The sequence below is a fragment of the Dryocola clanedunensis genome (assembly GCF_038405435.1).
GTDB classification, from domain to species: Bacteria; Pseudomonadota; Gammaproteobacteria; order Enterobacterales; family Enterobacteriaceae; genus Dryocola; species Dryocola clanedunensis_A.
In genome coordinates this window covers 14,277-30,266 of record NZ_JBBYHZ010000010.1, presented here as the reverse complement: position 1 = coordinate 30,266, position 15,990 = coordinate 14,277, and the positions used below count along the sequence as shown (strand labels likewise).

Here is a 15,990-nt window from a genome sequence, read left to right as displayed (position 1 = left end):
TAAAAAACGGGTATGCCGTAGCCAAAGTTATTTTTTGGCTTCGGTATCCGGGGCTGCCGAACGGCGTAAAAATTGCTCGGTGACCTGCGGCAGGTGATCGCGTGCCCAGTCAGCCATCGCCTGTTCCTGTTTGAGTATCGTTCTGAAGACTTCCGCCCCGGCAGGGTCGCCCGCCAGCTCCGCGGCGGTGATTAACGAGGTGTAGCACGCGACTTCAAAGTTTTCGAAGACATAGCCGCTGATTGCCCCCTTCACCACTTCGTCCGGCGTCATCATACCGCCCATCGCCTGGCCGAAGGCCATCATTTTACTCATCGTATCTTTCAGGGTGGAGTTGGAGATGCCGTTTCTGTCGATCACTTCCTGCAGCAGCGTTTGTTGATGGCGGGTCTCTTCAAGGTGCTGGGCAAGCCGGGCTTTTAGCTCAGGATAGTGTTCGATTCGCTCGGACATTTTTTCCAGCATGGATTCCGCCTGCTTCTCCATAGCGTGAGCGTCCCGTAACCAGTCATGATAATTCTCAACGTAAGTTGCCATATGAGTGTTTCCTTCATTCAGTATTTGACAGGGTTAACAGCAGGATAGTTTTCAAAGGATCGGGTTAAATAGTCCTTATTCCTGTGTAGTGCAGACGCTTCGGCTGAAATAGATTCGCCTGAAGCGATAAATAAAGCATAGCAGGTGACAGGATAATCTGCTTTACCGTTCATTTTCTTCAGCAGCTTCATCAGCGCGGGCGGCGGTATAACCGGATAAATGGCCTACAATATTGGCATATATACTGATGATAATGACCCACAGCACGCTGTTCTTCCACCAGATGACCGACGGTATAGCCAGTATCACCCATAAAAACGCCGCCCCAAGGTGCATTTTCTTAATTAATTTCGGAGTAATCTTCATATAACACCCTGGTCTCTAGTAAGCGAAAATATGTTATCCAACAGGCGGATCCGGTTTCATTTGAATATTTCCCCAGCCCGATTTATTAACCGCCTCGCTTATTAACGAGGTTAGTTATAGCGTAGCGGCTAATAGTGAAATCAACGAGTTTGCTTTTTTAAGAATAGTCCTGGAATTTTTCCCGGTTGTGTTTTCGTTGTTTACTTAATGACAGCGAATAAACAATAACCCGAACGAATCTGGAGGCATGCCTGTGAAAGCACTTACCTACCATGGTCCCCATAACGTCAGCGTTGATACAATGCCCGACCCGGGGCTTGAGACCGCCGATGATATTATTCTGCGCGTCACCGCCACCGCCATTTGTGGTTCGGATCTCCACCTTTACCGCGGCAAAATTCCCGGCACCCACCACGGCGATATTTTCGGTCATGAATTCATGGGTGAAGTCGTTGAAACCGGCGCCGACGTCACCGCCGTCAGCAAAGGCGACCGGGTAGTGATCCCTTTCGTTATCGCCTGCGGCGACTGCTTCTTCTGCCACCTTCACCAGTACGCGGCCTGCGAGAACACCAACAGCGGCAAAGGGGCAGCCCTGAACCGCAAGAACATCACGCCTCCTGCCGCCCTCTTTGGCTACAGCAGCCTGTACGGCGGCGTGCCCGGCGGCCAGGCGGAATACGTTCGCGTGCCGAAAGCCAATACGGGGCCGTTTAAAGTCCCGGACTCCCTGCCGGATGAAAAAGTCCTGTTTCTTTCGGACATCCTGCCCACCGCCTGGCAGGCGGTAAAAAATGCGGAGATTAAAAAAGGCTCAAGCGTGGCTATCTATGGAGCCGGTCCGGTCGGGCTACTTTGCGCGGCCTGCGCCCGCTACGAAGGGGCGGAGCAGATCTTTATGATTGACCATAATGATTACCGCCTTGCTTTTGCCCGGGAGCGCTACGGCGTAATCCCGATCAATTTCGATGAAAACGACGATCCTGCGGCCTGGATCATTGAAAACACCCCTGGCTACCGTGGCGTTGACGCGGTAATTGACGCCGTGGGGTTCGAAGCGAAAGGCAGCATGACCGAAACGATACTCACGACCCTGAAAATTGAGGGCAGCAGCGGCAAAGCGCTGCGTCAGTGCATCGCGGCCGTTCGTCGTGGAGGTATTGTCAGCGTGCCGGGCGTCTATGCGGGCTTTATTCATAGCTTCATGTTTGGCGACGCCTTCGATAAGGGCCTGACGTTTAAAATGGGCCAGACGCACGTTCACGCCTGGCTGCCGGACCTGCTTGCCCTGATTGAGCAGGGGCACCTCAAGCCGGAAGAGATTGTGACCCACCACATGCCGCTTGAAGACGCGGCGCGTGGCTATGAAATTTTTGAGAAGCGCCAGGAGGAGTGCCGCAAGGTTATTCTCGTGCCCGGCATGCAGCCACAGCAGGGAACGCTATAAAAACTCAGGGGGAAGCTATGCCTTTAGCGGTGATTACAGGAGGAACTGCGGGCGTCGGGCGAGCCACGGCTTTGTGTTTCGCTCGTCGCGGCTACGACGTGGCCGTTATCGCGCGCAGCCATGCGGGCCTGACGGAAACGGTGAAGGAGCTTGAAGAGGCCGGGGCAAGGGCTATCGGCTACGGCGCGGACGTAGCCGATGCGGGTCAGATGCGCGCGGCGGCGGACTATATTGCCGATGCGCTGGGGCCAGTCAGCGTCTGGATAAACGCCGCCATGTGTACCGTTATCGCACCGTTCACGGACATCGACCCACCTGAATTCCAGCGGGTCACGGAGGTTACCTACCACGGAACGGTTAACGGCACGCGCGAGGCGCAGCGGCTGATGGCCTCCCAAAATCAGGGGCATATTATTCAGATCGGCTCCGCGCTGGCTTACCGCTCGATCCCGCTGCAGTCCGCCTACTGCGGCGCAAAAGCGGCCATACGGGGCTTCACCGACGCGCTCCGCTCCGAGCTAATCCATACGCGTTCGAAGATCCGCCTGACGATGGTGCATCTGCCCGCCGTGAACACCCCGCAGTTTGGCTGGTCGCGCAATAAGCTGCCCCGCGCCACCCGTCCGGTCGCTCCGGTTTATCAGCCAGAAGCGGTCGCAGAAGCCATTTTTAAAGCCACGCTTTCCGCCCCCCGCGAGCTGTGGGTCGGCAAAGCCACCGTTCAGTCTATCGTCGGGACGATGCTGTTCCCCGGCTGGCTGGACAAGATGCTGGCAAAAAAGGCGTGGAGCGGGCAGATGCAGACGGCGGTGCACTCCCCGAATGAGGCGGATAATCTGTTTTCACCGCTGGAGGGTCACCACCAGAGCCGGGGAGCATTCAGCAGCGAAGCGCACAACAGGGTAATAGCCGTTGACCCCGTCCGGGTGGGGAAAGCGGCGCTGACCACGTTAGGGGCGGTCGGCGCGCTGCTGCTTCTGCGGCAGCGAAGGCGCAAACCCTAGGCCGACCGGAGCGTGAGGGTAAACCAGCGGTAGCCATAGCCGTTAACCGGAAACGAGGCGGGCGCTTTCAGCATGCCCGATTTTGCATACTCTTTGTCGGCGAGCAGTTCGGTCAGCCTCTCAATATCCGCCTCGCCGACCTCAACCTGCGCTTTTTTATCGCTCAGGTTGGCCACCATCAGCAGCGTCTCCCCGTCGCCGTCGTAGCGGATGGCCAGCACGGCGGGGATTTTAGTTTCAAGCACGCGCCAGGCCCCTGATCCTATCGCTTTACAGCCCAGACGGGTGCGCGCCATTCGGCTGATAAGGTGCAGCAAAGAGCGCTCCTCAATCTGCGACCGGCTGACGTTCACCAGGCGGCTCCGGTTGGGCCCGCGGGTTATCACCGGCGCAATCAGCTCATCGGCTGCCGCCTGTGAAAAACCGGCGTTCGCGGTTCCGTCCCACTGCATCGGCGTCCGCACGGCGTTGCGTTCGGCCAGATCGAGGTTTTCACCCATGCCAATTTCGTCGCCGTAGCGAATAATCGGCGTGCCGGGTAAGGAAAAGAGAACCGCATAGGCCACGGCAATCCTTTGCATATCGTTATCAAACATCGTCGCCAGCCGCCGTCTTAGCCCGCGCTGATATACATGCATCTCCTCCGCCGGGCCAAATGCCTCAATAACATCGCGCTTCTCCGCCGGGGTTAAATCCTCCAGATCCAGCTCGTCGTGATTTCGCAGCCAGTTAGCCAGGCATGCCCTGGAGGGGGGCAAAGGGAGCCCTGCGATGGCTTTTGCCAGCGGCCGCGCATCTTTGCGGGCGAAGGAGAGGAACATATGCTTATTGAGCGCAAAGCTCAGCAGCATATGCAGGCGGTCATTCTCACCGAAGTAGTCGCAGTACTGCCGCGGCGGGACGTCAACCTCCCCCAGCAGGATTGTTTCCGGGCGGCGGACGGAGACGAAATCGCGCAGATGGTTAAGCAGGTGGAAGCCGCCTTTAATGTCCCCTCCTCCAGCCTGTTTAACCATGTGGGAAGCGGCATCAAGCCGAAACCCCGAAACGCCAAGGCGCAGCCAGTAGACAATGACCCGCTCGATCTCTTTTATCACCTGAGGGCAGGCAAGATTGAGATCCGGCTCGTGGTGATAAAACATGTGGCGATAGAACTGCCCGGCGGCGTCATCCCAGCTCCACACGCTCTTTTCGACGCCGGGAAACATCGGCGGATCGTCATGTTCCGGCGGCTCATCTGCCCAGAGATAGTAATTCCGGTACGGCGAGTTGCGGTCTTTTCGCGCCTCCTGAAACCAGCGGTGCTCGCTGGAGGTATGCTGCAAAACCAGCTCGATAATTACCCGCAGGCCCAGCTCCTCCGCCTCTTCAAGCAGCATCACCATATCGGCGACATCCCCGAATCGGGGATCGACCTGGAGATGATCTTCGACGTCATAGCCGTCGTCCCTGAACGGGGTGAGATAGAAAGGCGTCAACCAGATAGCGGTAGCCCCGAGGCCCCGTAGGTAATCAAGGTGCTTAGCGACGCCCCCTAAGTCCCCCGTCCCGTCATTGTTTGCATCAAAGAAATAAGCGGTATCTACCTGATAAATAATTGCATTTTTATACCAGTCACTGTTCATTGCGGCTCTCTCTTGTTCCTGCTGGAAACCTCATCCCACCACTAAATGTAGCGCCAATTAACCCGCTCGCGGCGGTCCGGGGGTATGGATTGCTTTGCAGAAGCTTTTTACTAAGCTCAAAGACATCCGGTCCACCGGTACAAAAAGGCAGAAAAATACAACGGTGAATGATGATGAATGAGGCTGACTGGGTGCTGCTGCTATCACGAACGCAATTTTCCATCACCATGGCGATGCACATCACGCTTGCCGCCTTTACGCTCGGGCTGGCCCCTTTTCTGGTCTGGTTTGAAGCGCTGTGGCTATGGAAAAAAAACGTAGCCGCAAGGGAGGCGCTGCATTTCTGGATCAAGATCTTCGCGATTACCGTCGCCGTGGGCGCCGTCTCCGGGGTGGTGATGGAGTTCCAGTTCGGCACCAACTGGGCGCCTTTCTCAACGAAGGCAGGCGGCTTTATCGGCCCGCTGCTGTTCTATGAAATTCTGGTCGCCTTCTTCCTTGAATCCGCCCTGACCGGCGTCATGCTCTTTGGCATGGATAAAATCCGCCCCGGCGTGCATTTCGCGGTGACCTGCCTGGTAGCCGCCGGAGCGCTCATCAGCGCGTTCTGGATCCTGGCGGCTAACTCCTGGATGCAAACACCGGTTGGTTTTGCGCTGGATGCGCGGGGTAATTTTGCGCCCACAAGCTGGCAGAGCCTGCTGGCAGCCCCTTCTTTCCCGTGGCGCTTTGGGCACATGGTGCTGGCCTCGTTAATCTCCGCCGCTTTTATGATAGGCGGCATTGCCGCCTGGCGATTGCGCAGGCGGCCGGGTGAAGCAGCCGCCCGCCTGATGCTGGTCTCGGCTATCTGGTTTTCCCTGGGTGCGCTTCCCGTACAGATTGTGGTGGGCGATCTGCACGGCGAAAATACGCTCGAATACCAGCCGCAAAAGGTGGCGGCCATGGAAGGCAACTGGCATCGTCCGGCTGCCGGAGAAGGCGAACCCATGCGCCTGTTTGCCTGGCCCGTGCAAAGCGAACGGCGCAACCTTTTTGAAGTGGCGATCCCTGATATCGGCTCGCTTTATCTGCGCCGCGATCTGACCAGCCATATACAGAGCCTTCGGGAATTCCCGGCTGAAGATATTCCCCCGGTGGCGACGGTCTTTTTCTCGTTTCGCCTGATGGTGGGCCTGGGGCTGCTGATGCTGTTTGTCAGCGTGGTTGCGGTGGTAGCGCATCTCAGAGGCAAACTGGCCGACTCGGGCAGGCTGCTGAAAGCTCTTGCCCTCATGTCCCCCTCCGGTTTTGCTGCGCTGCTGGCGGGTTGGGCAGTGACGGAATTCGGCAGGCAGCCGTGGACGGTTTATGGCCTGCTGCGCACGGCGGACAGCGTGTCGGATCTGCCGCTCGGCTGGATTTTAGCCTCGTGCTGCGGCATTGGGCTGGTATACGGGGGCGTCTTTGGCACCGGATTACGCTATCTGCTTCATTACGCTAACGGGCCGCTCCCGTCGGAAAAAGCAGTTGTCGCCACGGTTATCGAAACGTCGAAAAGAGGATGATAAATGGCAGAGTTAACGGATCTCTCGGCCGCGCTGCTGCTGTTCGCCCTGCTGATGTATCTGATGCTCGACGGCACGGATCTCGGCGCAGGTGTTGCCCTGGTGTGGTTTAACGGGGAGGATGAGAAGCGCGCCATAGTACACTCGATGCTGCCAATCTGGGACGCCAATGAAAGCTGGCTGGTCTTACTGGCGGCGGGCCTGCTGGCCTTTTTCCCCGCCGCCTGCTCGCTGCTGTTTTCCGCGCTCTATCTGCCGCTTTTCGTGATGCTCCTGAGCCTCGTTTTGCGCGCCATGGCGCTGGAGTATCGTGAAAAGGCGGGCCGTCTCGCCAGGCGGCTTCTGGATCTGCTGCTGCCCTTGTCTTCTGCTCTTGCCGCCGTGACGCAGGGAATCTGCGCCGGGGCCTTTGTCAGCGGCGATCTGCTCAGGGGACCGCTGGACTGGGCAAGCCCTCTCGCTTTGTTGTGCGGCTTTGGCCTGCTGCTCTTTTATCTGCTGCTGGGCTGCTTTTGGATCCGCTGGCGCGTTGAGCAGGCTGCAGAGCACCGCCTGCTGCGCTCCGGCTGGCTTCTGGCAATAATGAGTACGCTGGTGCTCGCCGCGATCGTCTGGCTGCAGCCGCTCCCCTGGCTGAGGGTCTGGTCGTTCACTGCGGGTAAGGTTTTCATGACGCTAATCCCGCTGCTCCTGCTGGCGCTCTGTTTGCCAGCGCTAAAAAAACGCCCCCTCGGACAGCTGATAATCGCGCTTATCGCAATGGGAATGACGGCCATAGTCGTTGCCGCAGGTAGCTATCCGTGGATAGTGCCTTACGAGATAAAGCTTTATGACGTTGCGGCGAGTGAGATTACGCAGAGATTCATCCTGTACGGCGCCGCGGTGGTTATCCCGCTGACCCTTCTCTATCATAGCTGGGTGTTTTGGGTGTTTTCAGGAAAAGTCCGCTGAAGACATCTACTTAGGTCTGGGCCGCGGCTAATTATTATTTTTAAGATTATTCCTGGTGAGATATTTTTATTTTAGCCCTTACCAGGAATATATTAAATTTCCATGACCACCCCCTCCTTTCATTATTAAATCGTTACATTCCGAACAATTTTTTATTCGCCAAATCCTCACGAAAAATATTTACCCAGACAGCCTAACTAACCTCATGGAATAAAAGGCAGATTTAGGCTTTTCACCGCTGTAAGAACAATACTGCCGTTTCGCTTCAGAGCAATAAATACGCCGCAGCTCCTCTTATTAATTTGACACTGCCTGAGCATACGCTAATTTTATATTTCGACGCGATTGATATGTTTTTCATATCATCTTTTTCCAAAGCAACATGAGGACGACATTATGGCTGAACAACATAGAGGCGGTTCCGGTAATTTTGCAGAAGACAGAGAAAAAGCTTCGGACGCAGGACGTAAAGGCGGCCAGCACAGCGGCGGGAACTTCAAGAATGACCCACAGCGTGCTTCGGAAGCCGGACGTAAAGGGGGTGAAAACAGCCATGGCGGCGGTCGTAAGGCAGATAAGTAAGCCGGGCGTGGCTAAGTAACACCCCTCAAGCATGGGCAAATCTGTTGTATCGGTTTGCCCATGTTGCCCCTAATGAAATAAAGAGCGAATTCTGGAGCGATCATGCAGATCAAAACCATTGAAGACCTTTTTGTTCATCTCCTTTCAGATACTTACAGTGCCGAAAAGCAGCTTACGCGTGCGCTGCCAAAACTGGCCAGGGCATCTGAAAATCCGAAATTAAGCGAAGCTTTCACCAGTCACCTTGAAGAGACACGGGGACATGTAGAGCGCATCGATCAGGTTGTGGACAGCATTCCTGACTTCCGCTTAAAACGCATGAAATGCGTGGCGATGGAAGGGCTGATTGAAGAAGGCCAGGAGATTATCGACGGCGTGGAGAAAGGCGCCGTGCGGGATGCAGGCCTCATCGCGGCAGCGCAGAAAGTGGAGCATTACGAAATAGCCGCCTACGGCACGCTCTGCACTCTGGCAGATTTGCTGGGCTACAGCGAGGCGAAAAAGCTGCTTGGCCAGACGCTTGAGGAAGAGAAGTCCGCCGATAATAAATTAACCACCCTCGCGGAGTCGGGAATTAATCAAAACGCGAAGTAACTGGTTAATTTGCTGCCCGGTTTACTAACCGGGCCAGTCTCTTTTCATCACCATGGAATACTTAAAGGGAGGGCGACTTATTTTCATCAGCAAGTCTTTCGTGATTAATTACTTCCCCGCAAACCCTCTCCCCGCAAAGGCGTTTACTTTAATCAGTAAATGCGGAGCAAAATTTATTCCTCTCCTGGCTAACTGAACGGAGAAGAGGAATAAAATTCGTAGCATCTTTTATTTAAAGACACCTTTCGCCCGCGCGTCCTGGCATGAAATATAGCCGTAATGCTTACGGTTACCGCTGCTATCGAAGGCAGCATAGAACGGCATTGTTTCCCCGTCTTTGCGCAGCGTGTAGTTAACACAGGTACCGTTGATTTCAGGAACGCTGACTTCGCTGTCCGGCTTGCCGCCAGCGGCAATAACCTTACTTTTGGTTGCGCCGTTGGCGTAGGTCGCCTGCATGACAGGCTCGTTGTCATACTTCATAAAAGAGACGCTACAGGCGCTTAAGAGTGGCACAAGTGCCAGCATTGCATAACGCATTACCTTTCCTTTTGTAATTAATAGTCTGAAGAGAAAACTTAATATCCCGCGGCTTTATTAGCAGCTTTAATCCGTTTATTTCTGGCGTCTTTTTCCTGCTTATCGGTTGCCTGCATGATGCCGCCTGCGGCATCCACCCAGTCGCTGGCCGTACAGCCTGATAGCGTCATACTTAACACCAGTGCAAAAACATACTTCATTTGGCTTCCTACCCCACGCTGTGGAAAATCTTCCGTTTAAAAATCAAAATAATTGAAAAACAAGCGCACATTTTGACAAGAAATTTGATGTGGATCAAGTTCGTTGCGGCAGGGTATGCTGTCGACATAAACGGGAGAAGCGTGCCGCTGGGGCAAATATATGATGTTTAATCTTTTTTTAAGCGTTATTTGGGCGGCATTTTTTAGCTTTGACTAACTCAGCGGATCTGCTTAAATCCTTGTAGATTCACCTGACCACATCCTTATCCACGGGGATTTTCTGGCATAAAAGAGGCTTTATGAAAAATTTGATACTGGGTGTGATTGCTAAAATTTCCAAAATGGATGCCGAAGCCAAGCAGCTGGCGGCGAAGGTTGAGGCGCAGTCCCTGCTGATTGGCGCCCTGCTGCTCACCATTGCAAAAAATGGCGGGATGAATGAAATGCTGGAAAACGTCAGGAAGGCGATCAACGCGGCTTTAGACGCGGCCGATACCCCGCTGAAAACCGATGCGGAGATCCTGCTCAATGAGTTCAACAACCTCATTCAGCTGACGCAGCTGCTTGAAACCAACGATGCGGAAATCGATCTGGAATCGTTAAAGACCAGGCCCGGCGAAACGGCGACGGATTAATTTTTCCCCGTTTTATCCGGGCGGATAATCCTACGCACCTTCCCCAGCCCTCCCCAGCCTACCTTCGGGCACCGGTTTCTGACTGCCAGTAAAGTGGTGTCCCGAACGTCTCAACATAGTAATCAATCACCGCCCTGACGGTCAGAGGCAGGTGCCGCGCATGGGGATAGATGGCCGCAATATTCTGCGGCTCCGTCTTTATCGAGGTTTCCATCTGCGGCAGGATAGCCACCAGCTCGCCGCTCTTCAGCCTCTCGCCAATCAGCCAGTCCGGGAAAAGCACGATCCCCATGCCGCCCAGCGCCGCAATAAGCAGGGTTTCAGCATTGTTGGATGACATCAGCGCGCGGACGGAATGGTGAAACCACTCCCCGCCCGGCTGGCGTACCAGCCAGCGGTTGGGCCCGGACGAGCCGCGATAGACAAGGCAATTGTGGCGGCTTAAGTCATCCGGCCCTTCAGGCGTACCGTATTTACGCAGATACGCCGGCGAGGCGGCCAGGTGATAGTACTGCTGCCCGAAGATGCGCGCGTGAAAAGAGGAATCAGCCAGCCCGCCGATGCGGAAAATGACATCGGCGGCATCTTTGTGGGGGTCGATATAATCGTCGGTCAGCGTCAGCTCAATGCTGAGCCGGGGATAGCGATCCGCGAGCCCGGGCAGGCCGGGAGCAACGTGCCGCTGGCCAAAAAACACCGGGGCATTGATGCGGATAAGCCCGGAAGGCTCCAGCATGCGCTCATCCAGCTCCCTGCGCGCTTCCTCCATATTATCGGCCATGGCCCTTGCGTAGCGGACAAAAAGATGGCCGCTTTCGGTCGGCATGACGGCGCGCGTATTGCGATAAAACAGCTGCTGGCCGAGCGCGTCCTCAAGCTGGTGGATAATGCGCGAAACCTGCGAAGCTGAGATCCCCTCCCGGCGCGCAACCACGGAAAAATTCTGCGTTTCATACACGTCGATCAAGATCAGCAGCGAGCGCAGGCTGATGTTTGCGGCATTGTTCATTGATGCATATCCTGCACAGGTGTTTACTTCATTATGGCATTTTTCTCATATCTGAACAGGCGTACTCTTCCTCGCCTGGAAAACGTGAGAGGGATTGCTATGCATCTGGTACTGATTTTAATTGTTGTCGCGGGCGGCATGGGGCTGTCCGTGGAGGCTGGGCTGCTTGGGCCGCTGGCGGGGGAAGTGGGTGATTTATGGGCGACGTTCAGCATCTTCGGCGTGGGGGCCGCGCTGACGTTTCTGCTGATGCTATTTTTCAGCCCGCGCAGTAGCCCGTCGTTTTTCGCGCAGCCGTCATGGCAGCTGCTGGGCGGCGTGCTCGGCCCTGTCTACGTCGTTATTCTGACCATCGCCACGCCTGTCATCGGCATCGCCCTGACGATGATTGGTATCCTGGCGGGACAGGTCTTTAAGAGCCTGATAATCGACCATTACGGCCTGCTGGGCACGTCACGTCGGAAAATTGACGGTAAACGCATTATTGCGCTGGTTTTCATCATTGCAGCGCTGGTTCTGGTTGCACAGGGGTAAGGTAACGCTATGACAATAATCATGATTATTCTGGCCGTGCTCGGCGGTGCCACGCTGAGCATTCAGGCCGCCGTCAACGGACAGCTTGGCAGCAAGGTGGGCGTGTTCAAATGCGCGTTCCTGACCTTTTCCGTCGGGGCGCTGGTAACGGGCCTGCTGATCTTCTTCTTTGAGCCCGCCCATAGGCTCAGCCTGCTGGACGTGCCGAAATGGCAGCTGGTGGGGGCGCTGTTCGGCGTGCCCTATATCGTCATTATGGTGCTCGCCGTGCAGCGAATCGGCACGGCGGTCGCCACGGTAGCGGTTATTTTCGGGCAGCTGACCATGAGCCTGCTCATTGATAACTTTGGCTGGCTGGGCAACGCCTCGATTCCGTTTTCCACCAGCCGGCTTGGCGCCATCGTTTGCCTGGGCATCGCGCTGATCTTCATCTACTCCAGCAGCAAACCGGCCAGGGCGTCAGCTGACCGACAGGCGCAGGGCTAAGTCCTGCGGATAGGGATCAAAATAGTTCTGCGCCAGCAGGTAGCGATCCGGATATTCAGCGAGATAGTGGTTAAGCAGCGTCAGGGGCGCAAGTATCGGCAGCAGCCCGTCCCGATAGCGGAGGATCACCTCACGCAGCTCGCCGCGCTGGCGCGTATTCAGCTGGTTACGGAAGTAGCCCTGAATGTGCATCAGCACGTTGGTGTGGTTTCTGCGCGAGGCGGGCTGCTTCAGGATCGCCATCAGCTTTTCGCGGTAGGCGACGAAAAAGGCGTCCAGATCCTCCCACTCGTGCAGCGAGGCGACGAACGGCCCGATTTCACGGTAGCCCGCCTGGTGGTGCGCCAGCAGCTGTAGCTTATAGCGGCTGTGGAAATCCAGCAGCGCGCGGCGGGTCAGGCCGCTGGCCCGCAGGGTATTCAGCTCGTGCAGGGCGAAAACGCGCTCGACAAAGTTTTCGCGCAGCACCGGGTCGTGCAGGCGGCCATCCTCTTCAACGGGCAGCCACGGATATTTCTCCAGCAGCGCCCCGGTAAACAGCCCCACCCCTTCTTTGCGTCCCCGGTTGCCTTTCTCATCGTACAGCCGCACGCGCTCCATGCCGCAGCTCGGCGATTTGGCGCAGACGATAAACCCTGCCAGCCCGCTCTGCCCGGGAAGGAAGCCCGCCGCGAACTCGGCCATTTTCTGCGTGACATCGTCATGCGGCGGCTTGCTGAACCACATTTCGGTCCCCCCTGCGGAGGTCTGCACCAGGCGCAAAGCCGGACGAGGCACGGGCAGTCCGATAGCCATTTCCGGGCAGACGGGCCTGAAGCTCACCCACCTGGCCAGCTCTTCCATCACAAACGCCATCCGCTTATGCCCGCCGTCAAACCTGACCAGGGAGCCGGTTAAACATCCGCTGATGCCAATTACGGGTTGAGTATTCATGACGTTATCCTCTCTGCTGCGCCGTCCGGGTGAAGAAAAGGGTGACCGTGCCGACGACGATCCCAGACTTCTTCATCTCCGTTTTATTAAAAAGATGCGTGCCGTCCTGCAATGAGCCTTACCCTGCTGTGAACAACATGGCGGACACTTAAAACTTATACATTTATATTAATTTGTACAAGTTTGTGGCAGGTTATATTTATTTATTCTTTGTATTCAATCAATTAAAACGAATTAATCCGTCCGCCTTTTTAACAAGCGGACTAAAGCCCCCCCCTGAAGGCGGCGGAATGAAGTTCGTATCAGGCTTCCGGGAGCGGAACTAGAGGGGAATAACGTCGAGGGAAACGACCTGCTGCTGCCAAAGGTCTATCTGCTTTTTACGTGCGGCGGTAAGTTTGCCGCCGGTGACCAGCAGCCATTTACGATCCGGGAAGATTTCCGGGGCCAGGGCGGCAGGCGGTACGGGAAGCACGTCGATGCGGTGCCCCTGCCCCGTGCGCAGGAGCGCCTCAAGCCAGATTTCGCAGGGATCGGTCAGATACCAGCCGGTAATCAGGTAGTTGTCGCCCGGCGCTTTTTTATCCCCCTCCAGGCAGTAAGAGGTATAAGAGATGATGATGCCGTCGAGGATTTCGCGCAGGGTCATCATCACTGGCACGTTGGCCGAGACTTTACTGCGCAGCGGCCGCAGCACTTCGGTGACCAGCTCCGGGCGGGGATATTCGCGGCCCGCATCGTAAATCAGCTGGCGAAGGGAGTCGATTTTCCCCTCCTTCAGCCGCTGCAGCATGCTTTCCTGCAGGCTGAGCCAGTTGTTTGTCCGGCGCGCGCCGGGGCGGGCCAGCAGCGGCTTGACCTGGCTGACCGGCACCCCTTTTTTCACCCAGTCGAGAATTTTGAGCGCCTGCTGGATATCGTCGTCGCTGTACTGACGGTGCCCGCCGTCGCTGCGCTGCGGCTTGAGCAGGCCGTAACGACGCTGCCAGGCACGAAGCGTGGTCGCGTTTATCCCGCAAAGCCGGGCAAATTCGCCGATTGAGTAAGACATAAGGGGCACCTGATGACGGATAATGCTCTCAATATACTACGAATTATGCCGGGATGAGTGCCGCACCGGCAGTTTCACTCTGCTTTATCCGCCGCCGTCGCCGGACCGCGGAAGGCCCTGCGCCATTCGCTGGGGCTGACGCTGAACCTCGCTTTGAAGCTCTGGCGGAAAGAGACCGGCGACTGAAAACCGGCCATTTCGGCCACGCGCTCAATGCTGCTGTCCGTGGTTTCCAGCAGCTCCTGGCTTCTTTGCAGGCGCTCCGCGTTCAGCCAGTCTCCCGGCGTTGTTCCGGTTGCCCTGAAAAAATGCCGGGTCAGCGTTCTCCGGCTCATGTTGACGAAGCCTGCCAGCGAGTCCAGATCGTGCTGCTTCTCCAGATTGCGGCGCAGGTAGTCCATCAGCTCGTTCATTTTGCCGTCGCGCGTCGATACCGGGACCGGGCGCTCGATAAACTGCGCCTGCCCCCCTTCCCGATAGGGTGGCACAACCATGCGTCTGGCCACACGGTTGGCAATCGCCGAACCGTAATGGTCGCGAATAATATTGAGGCAGCAGTCGATACCGGCCGCGGTGCCCGCGGAGGTGATAAGCCGTTCATCGCTGGTGTAGAGCGAGTTGCTGTCCAGATGAACCGAGGGGAATCGTTCGATGAAGTCCTGCTCGAATTCCCAGTGCGTTGCCGCTCTGTGTCCGTCGAGCAGGCCGCTGTACGCCAGTACGTAGGTGCCCAGACAAAGGCCCACCACCTCCGCGCCGCGCTGCCATGCCCTTATCAACGCATCCAGCAGCGCCCCGGAAGGCTTTTCTCCCGCATGATTCCAGTAGGGAACGATGACAATGTCCGCAACATCGAGCCGCTCTAAGCCGTGCTCTACGTTAATAGAAAGGCCGATATCAGACAGGACTACGCCAGGTTTCTCAGCGCAAATATCCACCCGGAAGAGATCCGGCTGCGGCATGGCAGACCCAAACAGAATGCAGGGCACGGAAAAGTGAAACGGGCTGAATCCGTCCGTGGCGATCACGGCGACCGTCAGTGCAGGCATTTTTTGACCTTACCGTAAGAGGTTCAGGGGCCAGGGGGGAACTGCTTCTCCCCGACCTGCCCCGTTCAGGTAAAGTAGCTTATCAGAAAGCCAGGGTCTCGCCGTCCGCAGGAATAAGAACTTTATCCTCAATGCCGTGTTCAAGCGTGAACTCACGCAGCTCCGCGCGGGTCAGCAGGCAGTGGTTGATTGATTCCATATGCGAAGCCACGATGGTCGCGGCTGGCAGCATCTTATGGGTGCGCAGCGTGTCCTCTTTGCCCATGATGATTGGGCCATAGAGATCGTTAACGGCATAGCCGGTGTTCAGCACAACAACGTCCGGCTGGAAGCGCTGCAGGCTTCTTACATAAGGTTTTACCCAGACGGTATCCCCGGCGATATAAAGCTTTTTTTCGTTATGGTGGGTAAAGACCAGCCCGCACGCGTCGCCAAGCAGACCGCCCCATTGCGCATCTGCGTACAGCTCGTTGCTGCCGTGCTGGCCGTCGGTTTTATAAATGGTCAGCCCGTCAACAAAGTGGTTTTCATCTTTCAGCACGCGGATATTAAGAAAACCCTGCGAGCGGACCAGCGCGGCGTCGTTCTCATCCTGCGTATAGATAAGCATATCTTTTGGCACGGCCTGCTGCGCCGCTTCGTCCCAGTGATCGGTGTGCGTGTGCGTCAGGATCACGGCATCGACGGCCAGCAAATCCTCTACGGCCATCGGCAGGGAAACCATAGGGTTGCGTAGATGGGGGCGGGCATTCCCGGCAAACCCGTCCCAGGCCTCTTTCTCCGCCAGCATAGGATCGATAAGAAATCTTTTACCGGCATATTCCAGTACCAGCGTAGCGTTGCGAACCTGCGTTAATTTCATATTGTGACTCCCGATTTCCATCAGATTTTGTGGTTCAG

General features: G+C 56.2%; 19 protein-coding genes and 1 pseudogene. 9 read left to right on the top strand and 11 right to left on the bottom strand.

Annotated features, from left to right (window positions below; all coding sequences use genetic code 11):
* Positions 1-27 precede the first annotated feature (27 nt).
* A complete protein-coding gene (locus AAE045_RS18315) occupies positions 28-537 on the bottom strand; it encodes a ferritin-like domain-containing protein (RefSeq protein WP_455548929.1) in 510 nt (169 codons plus the stop codon).
* A gap of 162 nt (positions 538-699) precedes the next feature.
* On the bottom strand, positions 700-903 hold the full coding sequence (locus tag AAE045_RS18310) for a hypothetical protein (RefSeq protein ID WP_455548928.1): 204 nt from the start codon (positions 901-903) through the stop codon (positions 700-702).
* A gap of 253 nt (positions 904-1,156) precedes the next feature.
* Here AAE045_RS18310 and AAE045_RS18305 point away from each other — a divergent pair, with 253 nt between their 5' ends.
* Entirely contained in the window at positions 1,157-2,350 is a 1,194-nt protein-coding gene (locus AAE045_RS18305) for a zinc-dependent alcohol dehydrogenase (RefSeq protein WP_455548927.1), read from the top strand.
* Positions 2,351-2,367: 17 nt separating this feature from the next.
* Positions 2,368-3,354 carry an SDR family oxidoreductase gene (locus AAE045_RS18300; RefSeq protein ID WP_455548926.1) on the top strand — a complete coding sequence of 329 codons (987 nt, stop codon included), beginning with the start codon at positions 2,368-2,370 and terminating at the stop codon, positions 3,352-3,354.
* On the opposite strand, the gene AAE045_RS18295 is transcribed toward AAE045_RS18300, so the two are convergent.
* Complete coding sequence (locus tag AAE045_RS18295) at positions 3,351-4,979, bottom strand: alpha-amylase family protein (RefSeq protein ID WP_455548925.1); 1,629 nt, start codon at positions 4,977-4,979, stop codon at positions 3,351-3,353. The two genes, AAE045_RS18300 and AAE045_RS18295, sit on opposite strands and share 4 nt — an antisense overlap.
* 173 nt (positions 4,980-5,152) lie before the next feature.
* Here AAE045_RS18295 and AAE045_RS18290 point away from each other — a divergent pair, with 173 nt between their 5' ends.
* From AAE045_RS18290 to AAE045_RS18275, 4 genes are all read left to right on the top strand, one after another.
* The gene (locus AAE045_RS18290; protein ID WP_455548924.1) at positions 5,153-6,526 is read left to right on the top strand and encodes a cytochrome ubiquinol oxidase subunit I; all 1,374 of its coding nucleotides are present in this window, start codon (positions 5,153-5,155) and stop codon (positions 6,524-6,526) included.
* Positions 6,527-6,529: 3 nt separating this feature from the next.
* Positions 6,530-7,477: a cytochrome d ubiquinol oxidase subunit II gene (locus AAE045_RS18285; RefSeq protein WP_455548923.1), complete on the top strand. Its 948-nt coding sequence runs from the start codon at positions 6,530-6,532 to the stop codon at positions 7,475-7,477.
* Positions 7,478-7,873: 396 nt separating this feature from the next.
* A complete protein-coding gene (locus tag AAE045_RS18280; protein ID WP_455548922.1) occupies positions 7,874-8,059 on the top strand; it encodes a general stress protein in 186 nt (61 codons plus the stop codon).
* A gap of 102 nt (positions 8,060-8,161) precedes the next feature.
* On the top strand, positions 8,162-8,653 hold the full coding sequence (locus AAE045_RS18275) for a YciE/YciF ferroxidase family protein (RefSeq protein WP_455548921.1): 492 nt from the start codon (positions 8,162-8,164) through the stop codon (positions 8,651-8,653).
* 228 nt (positions 8,654-8,881) lie between these two features.
* Here AAE045_RS18275 and AAE045_RS18270 read toward each other — a convergent pair whose 3' ends face one another.
* Together AAE045_RS18270 and AAE045_RS18265 are read right to left on the bottom strand one after the other, a co-directional pair.
* A complete protein-coding gene (locus AAE045_RS18270; protein ID WP_455548920.1) occupies positions 8,882-9,193 on the bottom strand; it encodes a hypothetical protein in 312 nt (103 codons plus the stop codon).
* A 38-nt stretch (positions 9,194-9,231) separates the two neighbouring features.
* Positions 9,232-9,393 carry a hypothetical protein gene (locus AAE045_RS18265; RefSeq protein ID WP_455427832.1) on the bottom strand — a complete coding sequence of 54 codons (162 nt, stop codon included), beginning with the start codon at positions 9,391-9,393 and terminating at the stop codon, positions 9,232-9,234.
* A 299-nt stretch (positions 9,394-9,692) separates the two neighbouring features.
* On the opposite strand from AAE045_RS18265, the gene iraP reads away from it, so the two are divergent.
* Positions 9,693-10,028, top strand: a complete 336-nt coding sequence (iraP, locus tag AAE045_RS18260; protein WP_455427831.1) for an anti-adapter protein IraP — start codon at positions 9,693-9,695, stop codon at positions 10,026-10,028.
* 58 nt (positions 10,029-10,086) lie between these two features.
* On the opposite strand, the gene AAE045_RS18255 is transcribed toward iraP, so the two are convergent.
* The gene (locus tag AAE045_RS18255; RefSeq protein WP_455548919.1) at positions 10,087-11,037 is read right to left on the bottom strand and encodes a LysR substrate-binding domain-containing protein; all 951 of its coding nucleotides are present in this window, start codon (positions 11,035-11,037) and stop codon (positions 10,087-10,089) included.
* Between the two features lie 99 nt (positions 11,038-11,136).
* Here AAE045_RS18255 and AAE045_RS18250 point away from each other — a divergent pair, with 99 nt between their 5' ends.
* Together AAE045_RS18250 and AAE045_RS18245 are read left to right on the top strand one after the other, a co-directional pair.
* Positions 11,137-11,571: a DMT family transporter gene (locus AAE045_RS18250; protein ID WP_455548918.1), complete on the top strand. Its 435-nt coding sequence runs from the start codon at positions 11,137-11,139 to the stop codon at positions 11,569-11,571.
* A 9-nt stretch (positions 11,572-11,580) separates the two neighbouring features.
* On the top strand, positions 11,581-12,057 hold the full coding sequence (locus AAE045_RS18245) for a DMT family transporter (protein ID WP_455548917.1): 477 nt from the start codon (positions 11,581-11,583) through the stop codon (positions 12,055-12,057).
* Here AAE045_RS18245 and AAE045_RS18240 read toward each other — a convergent pair.
* The 5 genes and pseudogenes from AAE045_RS18240 to AAE045_RS18220 form a co-directional block, all read right to left on the bottom strand.
* The gene (locus tag AAE045_RS18240) at positions 12,031-12,990 is read right to left on the bottom strand and encodes a YbgA family protein (protein WP_455548916.1); all 960 of its coding nucleotides are present in this window, start codon (positions 12,988-12,990) and stop codon (positions 12,031-12,033) included. The genes AAE045_RS18245 and AAE045_RS18240 overlap by 27 nt on opposite strands.
* A gap of 4 nt (positions 12,991-12,994) precedes the next feature.
* Positions 12,995-13,102: pseudogene (locus AAE045_RS18235) on the bottom strand (DUF3833 domain-containing protein); the annotation flags it as partial.
* Between the two features lie 210 nt (positions 13,103-13,312).
* Complete coding sequence (locus AAE045_RS18230) at positions 13,313-14,041, bottom strand: MerR family transcriptional regulator (protein ID WP_455548915.1); 729 nt, start codon at positions 14,039-14,041, stop codon at positions 13,313-13,315.
* A 74-nt stretch (positions 14,042-14,115) separates the two neighbouring features.
* A complete protein-coding gene (locus tag AAE045_RS18225; RefSeq protein WP_455548914.1) occupies positions 14,116-15,090 on the bottom strand; it encodes a GlxA family transcriptional regulator in 975 nt (324 codons plus the stop codon).
* 82 nt (positions 15,091-15,172) lie between these two features.
* Positions 15,173-15,952 (bottom strand): MBL fold metallo-hydrolase, encoded by a 780-nt coding sequence (locus AAE045_RS18220; RefSeq protein ID WP_455548913.1) that lies wholly within the window; start codon positions 15,950-15,952, stop codon positions 15,173-15,175.
* Between the last annotated feature and the right edge of the window lie 38 nt (positions 15,953-15,990).